This is a genomic window from Pokkaliibacter sp. MBI-7, assembly GCF_029846635.1.
GTDB lineage: Bacteria > Pseudomonadota > Gammaproteobacteria > Pseudomonadales > Balneatricaceae > Pokkaliibacter.
Genome location: NZ_JARVTG010000001.1, coordinates 3706357 through 3720756, shown reverse-complemented (window position 1 = coordinate 3720756; position 14400 = coordinate 3706357). Strand labels below are relative to the sequence as shown.

12 protein-coding genes are annotated in these 14400 nt (G+C 52.3%); 6 read left to right on the top strand and 6 right to left on the bottom strand.

Annotated features, from left to right (window positions below; translation table 11 throughout):
- The 6 genes from QCD60_RS16485 to QCD60_RS16460 all read left to right on the top strand — a co-directional run bounded on the left by QCD60_RS16485 (nucleotide 1) and on the right by QCD60_RS16460 (nucleotide 7116).
- The gene (locus QCD60_RS16485; protein ID WP_279787151.1) at nucleotides 1–1404 is read left to right on the top strand and encodes a sigma-54 dependent transcriptional regulator; all 1404 of its coding nucleotides are present in this window, start codon (nucleotides 1–3) and stop codon (nucleotides 1402–1404) included.
- A 760-nt stretch (nucleotides 1405–2164) separates the two neighbouring features.
- Nucleotides 2165–3532, top strand: a complete 1368-nt coding sequence (gene pcnB, locus QCD60_RS16480) for a polynucleotide adenylyltransferase PcnB (RefSeq protein WP_279787150.1) — start codon at nucleotides 2165–2167, stop codon at nucleotides 3530–3532.
- On the top strand, nucleotides 3525–4028 hold the full coding sequence (folK, locus tag QCD60_RS16475) for a 2-amino-4-hydroxy-6-hydroxymethyldihydropteridine diphosphokinase (RefSeq protein WP_279787148.1): 504 nt from the start codon (nucleotides 3525–3527) through the stop codon (nucleotides 4026–4028). The genes pcnB and folK overlap by 8 nt, the downstream gene beginning before the upstream one ends.
- Nucleotides 4029–4149: 121 nt before the next feature.
- Complete coding sequence (panB, locus tag QCD60_RS16470) at nucleotides 4150–4944, top strand: 3-methyl-2-oxobutanoate hydroxymethyltransferase (protein ID WP_279787146.1); 795 nt, start codon at nucleotides 4150–4152, stop codon at nucleotides 4942–4944.
- The gene (panC, locus tag QCD60_RS16465) at nucleotides 4944–5792 is read left to right on the top strand and encodes a pantoate--beta-alanine ligase (RefSeq protein ID WP_279787144.1); all 849 of its coding nucleotides are present in this window, start codon (nucleotides 4944–4946) and stop codon (nucleotides 5790–5792) included. Before panB ends, panC begins: the two co-directional genes overlap by 1 nt.
- 145 nt (nucleotides 5793–5937) lie before the next feature.
- Nucleotides 5938–7116 carry an acetyl-CoA C-acetyltransferase gene (locus tag QCD60_RS16460; RefSeq protein ID WP_279787142.1) on the top strand — a complete coding sequence of 393 codons (1179 nt, stop codon included), beginning with the start codon at nucleotides 5938–5940 and terminating at the stop codon, nucleotides 7114–7116.
- 96 nt (nucleotides 7117–7212) lie between these two features.
- Here the strand turns inward: QCD60_RS16460 and QCD60_RS16455 are convergent, their stop codons facing one another.
- The 6 genes from QCD60_RS16455 to infB all read right to left on the bottom strand — a co-directional run bounded on the left by QCD60_RS16455 (nucleotide 7213) and on the right by infB (nucleotide 14377).
- Nucleotides 7213–7671 (bottom strand): cytochrome c, encoded by a 459-nt coding sequence (locus tag QCD60_RS16455; protein ID WP_279787140.1) that lies wholly within the window; start codon nucleotides 7669–7671, stop codon nucleotides 7213–7215.
- A gap of 147 nt (nucleotides 7672–7818) precedes the next feature.
- Nucleotides 7819–9909 (bottom strand): polyribonucleotide nucleotidyltransferase, encoded by a 2091-nt coding sequence (pnp, locus tag QCD60_RS16450; protein ID WP_279787932.1) that lies wholly within the window; start codon nucleotides 9907–9909, stop codon nucleotides 7819–7821.
- A gap of 212 nt (nucleotides 9910–10121) precedes the next feature.
- The gene (gene rpsO / locus QCD60_RS16445; protein ID WP_104151864.1) at nucleotides 10122–10391 is read right to left on the bottom strand and encodes a 30S ribosomal protein S15; all 270 of its coding nucleotides are present in this window, start codon (nucleotides 10389–10391) and stop codon (nucleotides 10122–10124) included.
- Between the two features lie 73 nt (nucleotides 10392–10464).
- Entirely contained in the window at nucleotides 10465–11400 is a 936-nt protein-coding gene (gene truB, locus QCD60_RS16440) for a tRNA pseudouridine(55) synthase TruB (protein ID WP_279787136.1), read from the bottom strand.
- Nucleotides 11401–11410: 10 nt separating this feature from the next.
- Nucleotides 11411–11827: a 30S ribosome-binding factor RbfA gene (gene rbfA, locus QCD60_RS16435; protein ID WP_104151784.1), complete on the bottom strand. Its 417-nt coding sequence runs from the start codon at nucleotides 11825–11827 to the stop codon at nucleotides 11411–11413.
- A gap of 12 nt (nucleotides 11828–11839) precedes the next feature.
- A complete protein-coding gene (gene infB / locus QCD60_RS16430) occupies nucleotides 11840–14377 on the bottom strand; it encodes a translation initiation factor IF-2 (RefSeq protein WP_279787931.1) in 2538 nt (845 codons plus the stop codon).
- Between the last annotated feature and the right edge of the window lie 23 nt (nucleotides 14378–14400).

Genomic DNA, 14400 nt, shown 5'->3' with positions numbered 1-14400 from the left:
ATGCGCCGTATCCTGATAGTAGAAGATGAAATCATCATCCGTCAGGCGCTGAAGAAACTCCTTGAGCGCAACAGTTACAACGTAGACGACACTGGCAGTGTCGACGAAGCCCTAAGTAAAAATCTCGACGATTATCAACTTATTATCAGTGACCTGCGCCTGCCCGGGCGCCCCGGCACCGATCTTATAAAGGAAGCTGGCGCAACGCCGGTACTGATAATGACGAGCTATGCCAGCCTGCGCTCTGCCGTAGATGCCATGCGCGAAGGGGCAGTCGATTACATCGCCAAACCCTTCGACCATGAGGAAATGCTGAACAGTGTTCAGCGCATCATCCGTCAACGTGAAGAACGTACGACCCGCCCGGGGCGTGCAGCTTCGAATAACAGCACGACGCCGCAGCGCAGCAGTTCCGAAATAAAGACGCGTATCATTGGCTCCTGCGAGCCGATGCAGACGCTCTTCAAGCGTATCGAAAAAGTAGCAGGGACCGATGCAACCGTTCTTATTCAGGGGGAGTCAGGCACAGGTAAAGAGCTGGCAGCACGTGCCATTCATGAGCTCAGCCGTCGTGCGGACAAAACCATGATATCGGTTAACTGTGCCGCCATTCCGGAAAGCCTGATCGAGTCAGAACTGTTCGGCCATGAGAAAGGGGCGTTCACCGGCGCCGTGGCAGCCCGCAGTGGGCTGATTGAAGCCGCAGACAGTGGCACCTTGTTTCTGGATGAAGTGGGAGAACTGCCTCTGGAGGCGCAGGCCAGACTGCTGCGGGTACTTCAGGAAAATGAAATACGCCGTGTCGGCTCTATCACCTCGAAGAAAGTCGACGTCCGCCTGATTACTGCAACGCATCGCAATTTGCGGGAAATGGTCAAGGAAGGCAAATTTCGGGAAGACCTCTATTACCGCCTGTATGTAATGGAAATCCGTATGCCTCCATTGCGTGAACGCGGTCAGGACATTACCGAAATTGCTGAAGTATTCCTGCGTTTGACCAGCGATCGGATGGGTAAATCAGGCCTGCAGTTTGCGCCAGACACATTAGACACCATGCTCCACTATCCCTGGCCCGGGAATGTCAGAGAACTGGAAAACGCCATAGAGCGGGCGGTAATTCTGGTAGATGATCACTTGATTACCACCGAACTGCTGGGCATCGAGATAGAAGACGATGAACTGGAGCAAATCGAAGCGCGCCTTGCTTCCACAAGTCCAGCTCAGATGCGCCCACTTAGCTCACGTGCAGTCAAAGAAAATCTGTCGCTGGATGACTATTTCCTGCGTTTCGTGCTGGAGCACCAGGACAAGATGAGCGAAACAGAGCTGGCACAAAAACTCGGGGTCAGTCGCAAGTGCCTATGGGAAAAGCGCCAAAAGCTTGGCATTCCACGCAAGCGCTGATCGTTTCAGGCGGTAACATGGCAAGCAGGTAACACCTGGCAAACTTTGTTACCGCGTTACCTTGATATGATCCCATAGGTAACACATTCCTTCTTTCCACTTCTTGGAAAAAAATAAAACCTAATAAAATCAGTAACTTGAAAAGTTGGCATAGACTCTGCTTTATACATAGCAAAGAAAAATTCTGGCACCTCCAGATCGCTAATAAAAATAAAAACTGATCAGGAACGTGTAGAACGCCTCGGTAAAATAAAAATAAATAGGGGCAGGAAAAAACTGATCGCTTTAGACATCCAGCTTTTTTAACAACCGTTGACGGCTGGAATGGGTTAGGCATAAGAACGAACCAAAAATAAAAATAAAACCGGTAGACGTACTTGCAACCCACTCCACAAAAGCCACTGGTTGTACTGGATATTTAAAGCGATCTGTTTGTTCTTCTTGTTACTCTCAACCATAAGAACAATGTCATGAGTCCGCGTGAATAAAAATAACAGCGGTAGATTCTGTTCACTGCATAAGTTTTCCTTCGAGTAGCAGTTCCCGTTTTTACCTTTTCCCCGTCGGTGGTATCATCCGCTACTCTCGTAGTCGTCCAGCAGATGAGACGCTTACGGCACGATTACACTCCCTTTGCTAATCCAAGAGCGGTATGGAACATCAGGTTGATTTGTATTATCTGATTGGCTTTGCAGCCATCACAGGCATAGCGATACTGGTCGCCCGCCTTCTAAGCCGTCCTCGCAACTCAGACAGAGTAATGAATACAGGTCCGGCTCACCACGACACAGTTCCCGTTGTCCCTCAGGACTCGCGCATCATTCAACGCGATCACCACTCCATTTCCCGCAAAGACATTACCCCGAGCGCACTGAAGGTGTTGTACCGCCTGCAGGAAGCTGGCTTTGACGCCTATATCGTGGGTGGCGGTGTACGCGACCTGTTGTTGCACCTGCATCCCAAAGATTTTGACGTCGCCACTAATGCCAGCCCAGAAGAGGTTCACCGGCTGTTTCGCAACTCACGCATGATCGGTCGTCGTTTCAAGATCGTTCACGTACAGTTCGGTCGCGAAATCATTGAAGTGGCGACATTTCGCGCACACCACGCTGAACAGGAAGAACAGGGCTCGGATCATAGCCGTCAGGCAGCCAACGGTATGCTGCTTCGGGATAACGTCTACGGTACGCTGGAAGAGGATGTTGAGCGACGGGACTTCACAATCAATGCGCTCTACTACACCACGAAAGACTTCTGTATCTACGACTATCATGGCGGCATTAGCGACCTGAATAGCCGCGTAGTACGCATTATCGGTGAACCCGAAGCCCGTTATCGGGAAGACCCTGTTCGCATGCTGCGAGCGATCCGCTTTGCTGGCAAGCTCGGGTTTGATATTGAGCCTGTTACCGCCGCCCCGATTCATGAGCTGGCGCCTCTTCTGGCTGCTGTTTCAAACGCCCGTCTGTTTGACGAAGTGCTCAAGCTGCTCAGTTCAGGTCACGGCCTGCCCACATGGAAACTGATGTGGCAGTACGGACTGATCGCCCCGATGCTGCCTGACACCTGGCAGAGCCTGCAAGGCGACGATGAACAGACTGTGCAGAACCGGATGATGATTGAGCTGGCCCTCGCCAATACCGACAAGCGTATTGCCGAAGATCGCCCCGTCACACCCGCCTTCCTCTATGCCGTACTACTATGGGCACCCTTACTGGAAGAACTCAGCTATTTACAGGATGAAGAGCGCATGCCATTAATTCCTGCCATGCATGAAGCTGCGCAGCGCATTATGGATCGCCAGGTAAAACATATTGCGATTCCCCGCCGCATCAGCAGTATCATGCGTGAGATTTGGGAGCTGCAGTTCCGGCTTCCACGTCGTCAGGGCAAGCGCCCGGACCAACTGATGGAACACCCTCGCTTTCGCGCCTCCTATGACTTCCTGCGCTTGCGAGAAGAGAGTGGGGAAGACCTTAACGGCCTGGGCATCTGGTGGGAGCGTTATCAGGAACAAACTGACGACAGTCGCCGTTCAATGATTCAGGATCTTAAGGAAAACTACAGTGAGCCACCGCGCAACAAGCGTCGACGCCGGCCACGTAAGCGGACCCCCTCCAATGAATGATGCCTGGCATGGTACCGAACTAGCCTGGATTGGTCTTGGCAGCAATCTGGAGTCACCTCACACTCAAGTGAGTAAAGCCCTGGACGAACTGGCAAGCATTCCAGCTACCTGTGTACTGGCTCATTCAGGATTATATCGTTCCGATCCGGTTGGCCCTCCCGGCCAACCTGACTACATCAATGCCGTTGCCTTACTCCGTACGCAGCTTGAACCTCATGATCTGCTGGATAGCTTACAAGGCATAGAACAGCTGCATCAGCGTCGGCGTATTCAACACTGGGGGCCGAGAACACTGGATCTCGACCTACTGCTCTACGGACAACAGCAAATCAGCACTGATCGTCTCCAAGTTCCCCACCCTTATATGAGCCAACGTAGTTTCGTGCTCTATCCGCTGGCCGAAATCAGCCCTGGACTCACCCTCCCCGGTCTGGGTGCTCTGTTCGATTTATTAGCCCAATGCCCGATGGGCACACTGAATCGTATTCCCGTATAATTTTGCTGCACTACAACAAAGAATAAGAGGACATGTGCTGATCTTCGTTGTCATGCCATGTCGCTCCAGTTGCATGCTCAACTAGTCTGGCTTCCATGCCTTGTTCAGGAACATTACTGAAATGAAAAAGGTAACCCTGCACACCCTGACGCAAATGAAAGCGTCTGGCGAAAAAATTACCTGCCTTACTGCCTACGATGCCTGCTTTGCCAAAGTACAAGACGAGGCCGGTGTCGAGATCATCCTGGTGGGTGACTCCCTTGGCATGGTGCTGCAAGGCAATGACAGCACCCTGCCTGTTACCGTTGAAGAAATGGTGTATCACACACGAGCCGTAGCTCGCGGCACACAACGTGCCATGGTGATGGCCGATATGCCCTTTATGAGCTACGCCACTCCGGCACAGGCAATGCAGAACGCCGGTTTACTGATGCAGGCAGGCGCCCATATTCTGAAACTGGAAGGTGGTGCATGGCTGGCTGAAACGGTTCGCATGCTCAGCGACAGAGGTGTACCTGTGTGTGCGCACCTTGGCCTGACGCCGCAAGCGGTCAACAAGCTGGGCGGCTTTCGTGTTCAGGGCCGTACACCTGAAAGCGCCAGGGAGCTGCTTGACGATGCTGCGATTCTGGAGGAAGCAGGCGCAAGCATGTTGCTTCTGGAGTGCGTACCAAGCAGCATCGCCGCCGCCATCACACGGCAAGCACAGGTCCCCGTTATCGGTATCGGTGCAGGCGCAGCAACTGACTCTCAGGTACTGGTCATGCATGATCTGCTAGGCTTGAATACCGGTTACGTCCCCCGCTTTGTTAAGAACTTCATGACTGAAGCAGAAGATATTCCTGGTGCTTTTCGCGCCTATATCGCAGCCGTCAAGGAAGGTCGCTTTCCTTCAGACGAACATGGATTTGAATAATGCTAGTACTGCCCACCATTGCTGAGCTGCGCCAGCAACTCCATGTCGAACGCATGCGTACTCACAAGATTGCCTTCGTGCCAACTATGGGTAACCTGCACGATGGCCATATTTCGCTGATTCACAAAGCCCGTGAAGAAGCGGATGTGGTCGTAGCGAGTATCTTTGTCAACCCACTGCAGTTCGGCGCCAATGAAGATCTGGAGCGATACCCACGCACCTTTGCGGAAGACAGTGCCAAACTCGAAGAAAGCGGTTGCGACTATTTATTTGCCCCCAGTGTCGAGGAGATGTATCCACAGGGCCTGACCAGTCAAACCATAGTTGATGTTCCAAGGCTGTCATCATTGCATTGCGGAGCCAGCAGACCTGGACACTTTCGTGGTGTAGCCACCGTCGTTGCCAAGCTCTTTGGCATTGTCCAGCCAGATGTTGCCATCTTTGGCCTGAAAGACTTCCAGCAACTGGCAGTGATTCGCCAGATGGTCAACGACCTCTGCCTGCCCGTTAACATTCTGGGAGCAGAAATAGCACGTGCAGAAAGCGGCCTAGCGTTAAGTTCACGTAATGGCTATCTGACCTCCTGCGAATTGCAGACGGCGCCCCTGCTGTACCAGACTCTGCAGGGTATTGAGCAGCGCATTAGCGCAGGTGAAGTGGATTTCAGACAGCTCGAAGCGGAAGCCAAGCAACAACTGGATGAACTGGGGCTAAGACCCGATTACTTCAACATCTGTAACCAGGCGACGCTGGAACTGGCAGAGCCCGATGACAAGCAGTTAGTTATTCTGGCAGCCAGCTACCTGGGCAAGGCACGACTGATCGACAATATTCGTATTCAACTCTGAGGCCGGTTATCCGGCCTTTTTATTATCTTGCGCCTTGTCATAGCCATTTAATCTAACCAGCAGCATAGTATCAGCTGGAATATCAACCCGGCCATCACCTATGATGGCCTAAGCAACCAAGTACAACTCATCAAGGGAGATCCTTATGCGTGATGTAGTGATCGTCGCAGCAGGCAGAACAGCAGTTGGAAGTTTTGGTGGTGGCCTTGCAGCTATGACAGCAGCGGAGCTGGGTGCAACAGTAATCAAAACCTTGCTGCAGCAAGTGGATCTTGATCCTGCACAGGTCAACGAGGTCATTCTGGGTCAGGTACTCACTGCCGGTTGCGGTCAGAATCCTGCCCGTCAAAGCGTCATCAAAGCAGGTCTACCTGACACCGTCCCCGGTATGACCATCAACAAGGTTTGTGGCTCAGGACTTAAAGCCATCCACCTGGCCACACAAGCGATTCGCTGTGGTGATGCAGACATCATCATCGCAGGTGGCCAGGAAAGCATGAGCCAGGCCCCCCATGTGCTGCCGAAATCACGTGATGGACAGCGTATGGGTGACTGGAAGATGATTGACTCCATGATCACTGATGGCCTTTGGGATGCATTCAACAACTATCACATGGGCATTACGGCGGAAAATATCGTCAGCAAGTATGGCTTCAGCCGAGAAGAGCAAGATGCCTTTGCTGCTGAGTCACAGCGCAAAGCAGGTGAAGCCATGGCTGCAAATCGCTTTGCGGACGAGATCATTCCTGTCAGCATCCCTCAGCGTAAAGGCGACCCTATTGTCATCGATAAAGATGAACAGCCCCGCCCAGGCACTACAGCTGAATCACTGGCGAAACTTCGGCCAGCCTTCAAACCCGACGGCAGCGTGACAGCAGGCAATGCCTCCTCCCTGAATGATGGTGCGGCTGCAGTTATCCTGGCCAGTGCAGAAAAAGCCAAAGCACTGGGACTTCCTGTTCTGGCCACCATCAAGGCGTACTCAAGCGCTGGTGTAGCACCCGAAATCATGGGTACCGGGCCAATTGACGCGACTCGCAAGTGCCTGGAGAAGGCAGGCTGGGATATCAACGAGCTGGACCTGATAGAAGCCAACGAGGCGTTCGCTGCCCAGGCAATGTCGGTTAACAAAGACCTGGGCTGGGATATCAGCAAGGTCAACGTCAACGGCGGCGCAATTGCACTGGGCCATCCCATTGGTGCGTCAGGTTGCCGTATTCTGGTTAGCCTGCTGCACGAGATGATCAAGCGTGATGCCAACAAAGGCTTGGCGACCTTGTGTATCGGTGGTGGCATGGGAGTCGCTCTTGCCATTGAGCGTTAATCTGTAATTTTCTCAACCAGCGCCATGAATAGAAAAAGCCACTTAGCGTGGCTTTTTCTTCACTAGATACTATAAAAGCGAACTGACGAATCCCTGCTAGGGCTGGCGGAAGCCGTCATGGCAGCCTTTACATGCTCTACCCAGCCCAGCAACATCCTTGGCTGCCAAATCCGGGTCATTTTTATCGACTGCCATTTTCACATTTGCCAGGGCCTCTTTGAAGTTACCCTGCGCCTGCTTAAATAACTCGGGCTCTTCCCAGACTCTCGATAAAGCCTCGCTTTCACCCACGGCGGTTCCCGGCAGGAATGCAGCAAAAGCTCTGTCACTGGCCTGCTCCAGAGCCGAAACATAGCCTTGAGCAGCAGCCTGGTCCCACTTGCTCTTGTCCTTCAGCATTGACCGGAGCATGCCGCTATTTTCTTTAAACTCATGAAAGGCATCCTGCCGGTAACTAACCACCTGCTCGGGCGACATGCCACTCAGATCATCTGCAGCCCAAACGGCCCCAGCCACCACACTTAATAACGTTGCAAACAACACGATTCGTTTCATTTTCGGCTCTTCCCGTCCATTATCCATGCCAATAACAGTCAAACCCCATCCCACTGTTACCCTGCAAAACAGAGCCAGCTTAAAACAGAAAAGGGACCCCAAGGTCCCTTTTTAATGTTTCAGAATGTGATTCAGGATAACAGCCGATTACTCAGCAGTCACATCCTTCATGGTCAGTTTGATACGGCCACGCTGATCGACATCCAGAACGCGCACCAGCACTTCATCGCCTTCATTAACAAAGTCAGAGACATTGTTAACACGCTCCTGGCTGATCTGGGAAATGTGAACCAGACCGTCTTTACCTGGAAGAATGTTCACAAATGCACCGAAGTCCGCCAGACGTACAACCTTGCCTTTATAAACCTTGCCTACCTCAGCCTCACATACGATGGCTTCAATACGCTGTTTGGCTGCATCGGCAGCGATCTTGTTCTCTGCGTAGACACGTACAGAACCATCATCTTCGATATCGATAGAAGCGCCAGTTTCCTCACAGATAGAGCGAATAGTCGCACCACCTTTACCGATAACATCACGGATCTTATCGGAATCGATTTTCATGGTCAGCATGCTAGGTGCATTTGGCGACACTTCTGGACGTGCATAACCAATAACCTTGGCCATTTCACGCAGAATGTGCAGACGTGCATCACGAGCCTGCTCCAAGGCAATTTCCATGATTTCTTCGGTGATACCCTGAATTTTGATGTCCATCTGCAGAGCAGTAACACCACTTTCAGAACCCGCCACCTTGAAGTCCATGTCACCCAAGTGATCTTCATCACCCAGAATATCGGTCAGAACAGCAAAGCCGCTTTCTTCCTTTACCAGACCCATAGCGATACCAGCGACCGGCTTCTTGACAGGTACGCCGGCATCCATCAGTGCCAGGCTGGCAGCACAGACTGATGCCATTGAGCTGGAGCCGTTAGATTCGGTAATTTCCGAAACGATGCGAATGGAATAGGGGAATTCATCATCGCTGGGCAGCATCGCTTCCACACCACGACGAGCAAGACGACCGTGGCCAATTTCACGACGTCCGGGTGGGCCCATGCGACCACACTCGCCTACAGAATAAGGTGGGAAGTTGTAATGCAGCATAAAACGGTCTTTACGCTCACCTTCCAAAGCATCGATAACCTGTGCATCACGCATGGTACCCAAGGTACAGGTTGCCAGAGACTGTGTTTCGCCACGTGTGAAAAGAGCAGAACCGTGGGTGCGCTTAAGAACACCAACGTCCACATTTATAGGACGCACAGTCTTGTTGTCACGACCATCGATACGGGCTTCGCCACGGATGATGCGACCACGAACAATGTCTTTTTCCAGGCTATTGAACAATCCGGCGACTTCACTGGCATCTGCAGCATTCTCACCGACGGTCAGTTCAGTCAGTGCTTTGCTACGCAGAGCATCAATCGCTTCACGGCGGGCAGTTTTGTCACTCACAATGTAGGCAGCAGCCAGTTCATCACCGACCAGTGACTGCAGACGTGACTTCAGTTCAGAGTTCACTGGCTCTGGTTGCCAATCCCAAGCAGACTTGCCTACTTCTGCGGCAAACTCGTTGATGGCCTTGATAGCCACCTGCATTTCCATATGACCAAACAGAACTGCTCCCAACATTTCGTCTTCGGTCAGCTCTTTGGCTTCAGATTCAACCATCAGTACCGCTTCGTTGGTACCCGCAACCACCATGTCTAACAGTGAGGTTGCCAGCTGTGGGTAGCTGGGGTTGAGTACATAGCCGCTGTCTTCGCTAAAACCTACACGAGCAGCGCCGATGGGACCATGGAAAGGAATCCCGGAGATAGTCAGGGCAGCGGATGCACCCAGCATTGCGGCGATATCTGGATCCTGCTCCTTGCTTGCAGAAACAACAGTACAGATTACCTGCACTTCATTGTTGAAGCCTTTGGGGAACAGCGGACGAATCGGACGATCAATCAGGCGAGAGGTCAATGTTTCCTTTTCGGAGGCTTTCGCTTCACGCTTGAAGAAACCGCCAGGAATCTTACCTGCAGCGTAGGTTTTCTCCTGATAGTGTACAGTCAGAGGGAAGAAATCCTGACCGGGCTTGGCTTCGCGAGCACCAACTACGGTACAAAGTACCTGCGAGTCGCCCATAGTGACCATTACCGCACCAGAAGACTGGCGGGCAACACGACCGGTTTCCAGAACTACTTCCTGGCCACCGTACTGAAAAGTCTTGGTAACGACGTTAAACATCGACATAGCTTCTTATCTTCCTTATTCGGACACCGATGAGGATGCTGCTATAGCCGTAAAGCCAGTACTGCGCTGGACTCAAGGGTGTAAACCCAGAGCAGTACAGGCTCAGAAAGTCAGCGTCCATTCAACTGTGTCTTGGATGTAGCACAGGAGCAAACCGCCCCCGCTAAATGACGAACGCCGCAGTAGACTGCGGCGTTCCATATCGCTTAGCGGCGCAGGCCCAAGCGACCGATCAGCTGAGTATAACGCTCAGCATCTTTGTTCTTCAGGTAGTCCAGCAGCTTGCGGCGCTGGTTAACCATACGGATCAGACCACGGCGAGAGTGGTGATCCTTGGCGTTAGCCTTGAAGTGAGACTGCAGGCTGTCAATGTTAGCAGACAGCAGAGCAACCTGAACTTCAGGTGAGCCAGTATCATTCTCAGTCTGAGCGAAATCTTTCAGAATCTGAGCCTTATGTTCAGCGGTCAAAGCCATTTCAATAACTCCAATAATCAATATGCAATCAACAGACGCCAACCGTGCATATTTACAGATGGCGCGCCCTCCCTCAGGAGGTTTTTAGCAAGCGTCGCGGATGAAGTATCCCCGATGCTACAACTTCACCGAGACCTAGAAACTCACCCGTATTTGCGTAGATACGCAAGAGCGGATTAGCCTGCACACCAGTCAGTGCAATACGCTGCCCCTGACGTAGCCTCTCAGTCTGCAAAGGGTCTAATTCTACAGCATTCAAATGCATTACGGCAGTCTCTGCCGGCATTAAATGATGCAGCAAAGGATTATCGATTTCGTCTGGCTGCGCAGTCTGTTGCAACTGCTCCAGAGTCATCGCATTTGCCAGAGTAAACGGCCCTGCCAGAGTACGCCGCAATACTTCAACATGAGCACCACAGCCGAGCGCCTCGCCGATATCCGCTACCAGAGAGCGAATATAGGTCCCTTTACTGCACTTTACTTCCAGCTCCAGCGTAGACTCTGACCAGTTAAGCAAGCGTAAAGAAGAGATAGTAACCTGGCGACGTTTTGTCTCCATGTCGACACTCTTCCCTTCCCGAGCCAACTTATAGAGAGGCTGGCCGTCTACTTTAAGAGCAGAGTAAAGGGGCGGCAGTTGTTCAATCTCACCACGAAAACGGCACAAAACCGACTCAATCAGCTCAGCCGTCAAAGCAGGGAGGGGACGCTGAAGCAATACCTGCCCTTCAGCATCAGCTGTGTCGGTGGTAGTACCAAGCCGAGCCACAGTCACGTACCCCTTATCGGCATCGAGCAATAACTGGGAAAACTTAGTAGCCTCACCAAAACACAGAGGCAGCACCCCCGTTGCCAGAGGGTCAAGTGCACCGGTGTGACCCGCTTTCGCGGCTCGAAGCAGATGACGTACTTTTTGCAGGGCGGAATTGGAGGTCAACCCCTGGGGCTTATCCAGCACCAGGATACCACTGACCTCCCGCCAGTAATTGGAAGACTTTTTCTGACTCATCAACGAACACTTATTCGGTATCGTTATCCGCCTGACTGTCAGGCGTCGGATCCTGACGCGCCTTGTCTTCGCGCACAGCACGAGTTATCAAGGCACTGATCTGATTCCCCCGATTAAGGGTGTGATCATAGTGAAAACGCAGAGCAGGGATGACACGCATGGTTTTTAAACCGCGGGCCAGTTCAGTGCGAAGAAATCCAGCAGCCTGGTTGAGAATTTTCTCACCCTGACGATAAACCTCTTCGCCTTCTTCCATGCTCAGCAATGTGAAATACACATCAGCATAGTTCAGGTCTTTGGAGACCCGGACGTCACTGATGGTGATGATCCCCAGACGGGGATCCTTCATTTCCAGCTGGACGATGCCAGCCAGATCCTTTTGGATCTGGTCGGCAACGCGCTGGGTCCGACTGAACTCTTTCGGCATCCAGTTCTCTCTTTAGAGACTACGCTCTACGGTAATCACATCGAAGACTTCGATCTGGTCACCAACGCGGACATCGTTGTAGTTCTTCACGCCGATACCACACTCCATGCCCTGGCGAACGTCGTTGACGTTGTCCTTGAAACGACGCAGTGAATCAAGCTCACCACCTTCAAAGATAACCACGTTGTCGCGCAGTACACGCAGCTTCTTACCACGCTGAACCACACCATCAATGACCATACAACCAGCCACCAGACCAAACTTCGGTGAACGGAACACATCACGAACCTCGGCAGTACCAAGGATCTGCTCATGGAACTCAGGAGCCAGCATACCGGACAACGCTTTCTTCACATCATCAATGATGTCGTAGATAACGCTGTAGTAACGCATGTCGATGCCTTCACGCTCAACGATGGTTTTGGCACCCGCATCCGCACGGACATTGAAGCCAAACACTACGGCGCTGGACGCCAGTGCCAGGTTAGCATCAGATTCAGAGATACCACCTACACCGCTGGATACAATGGTGACCTTAACTTCATCGTTAGATAGATCAGTCAAAGCCCCACTGAGCGCCTCAAGAGAACCACGAACATCGGTCTTCAGAACGATATTGAGGTTAGCAACCTTGTCGGAGCCCATGTTCTCAAACAGATTATCGAGCTTAGCAGCCTGCTGACGGGCCAGCTTCACATCACGGAACTTGCCTTGACGGAACAATGCAACTTCACGTGCTTTCTTCTCAGAAGCAACCACCGAGAACTCATCCCCAGCGTCAGGTGCCCCATCCAGCCCCAGAATTTCCACTGGAATGGAAGGACCCGCTTCATCAATCTGCTGACCGTTTTCGTCAAGCATAGCCCTGACGCGACCGTAATACATACCAGCCAGAACGATATCACCTTTACGCAGGGTACCATTTTGAACCAGCAGGGTTGCGACAGTACCGCGACCTTTGTCCAGACGTGACTCAACAACTGTACCGCGGCCGGAGATCGCAGGAACTGCTTTCAGCTCCATAATCTCAGCAACCAGCAACACCGTATCCAGCAGGTCATCAATACCCTGACCCGACTTGGCCGAGACATGAACAAACTCGGTATCACCACCCCAACTTGTGGGAATGACGCCACGCGAAGCCAATTCACTGGTAACACGGTCCGGATCTGCCGCTTCCTTGTCGATCTTGTTGATCGCAACAACAATAGGAACTTCTGCCGCTTTGGCGTGTTGGATAGCCTCTTCTGTTTGCGGCATGACACCGTCATCAGCAGCCACAACCAGAATTACGATATCAGTTACTTTCGCACCGCGAGCACGCATTGCAGTAAACGCCGCGTGACCGGGGGTATCCAGGAAAGTGACCATGCCTTTTTCGGTTTCTACATGGTAGGCACCGATATGCTGCGTAATGCCACCTGACTCACCTGCGGCAACCCGCGTACGGCGAATATAGTCAAGCAGTGAGGTTTTACCGTGGTCAACGTGCCCCATAACGGTAACAACCGGTGCACGTGGCTCTTCAGTCCCCTCTTCAACATCAGCACTGGCCGCACTTGCCAGATCGTCTTCCAGCGCATTCTCATTGAGCAGTTTGACCTTGTGGCCCATTTCCTCAACAACAATGGCAGCAGTATCCTGATCAAGTACCTGGTTGATGGTAGCCATAGCTCCCATCTTGAACATGATCTTGATAACTTCTGCAGCCTTGACCGCCATACGCTCAGCCAGTTCTGCAACTGTAATAGTTTCAGGAATCAGAACATCACGCACAATCGGTGCAGTCGGCTTCTCGAAGCCATGAGCATTCTGACCAAGCTTACCTTTCTTGGGCTTGCGTGGACCTGCTTTACGGCGAGCACCGTCGAAATCGTCATCAGAAGCGCCAGCTGGGCGACGAACAGCCACTTTGCCTTTAGCTCGGCCACGCTCTTCTTCGTCACTGCGCTCTTTAGTCTTAACAACCTTGCCAGGCTTGTCTTTACTCGCCTTACGCTTTTTCTCAGACTCACTCACTTCGGCAGCCTGAACATCAGCGATGGAAGCCACCTGAGGAGCTTTCACTCCATCATTGCTGCGCTTGGGTGCATCATTTCTGCGCGCCTGTTCTGCAGCAGCCTTGGGCACAGCCGTTTCAGTAGCTTTGCGAGCCACTTCATCGGCCTGCTTACGCGCGGCAGCAGCCTCTTCTTCCTGACGTGCCTGCTCTTCAGCCTTGGCCTGAGCTTCCTGCTCGTCACGCTTCACATAGGTACGCTTACGGCGTACCTCGATATTAACTGTCTTCTTCTTGCCAGATGAATTGCTGACTTTAAGCTGACTCGTAGTCTTACGCTTCAGTGTGATTTTCTTGGGCGAAGCTTCACCTTCGTCCTCATCACCGCCGTGGCTGCGCTTCAGAAAGGTCAGCAACGTCATGCGTTCCTTCTCGGAAACGACGTCATTGGACCGGGTGTGTTCAAGCCCCGCTTCCTGCATTTGGTTCAACAAACGCTCAACAGGAACTCCAACCACTTCGGCCAGTTGCTGAACTGTAACTTCTGCCATCATGGGTCTCCTCTATCCGCTGC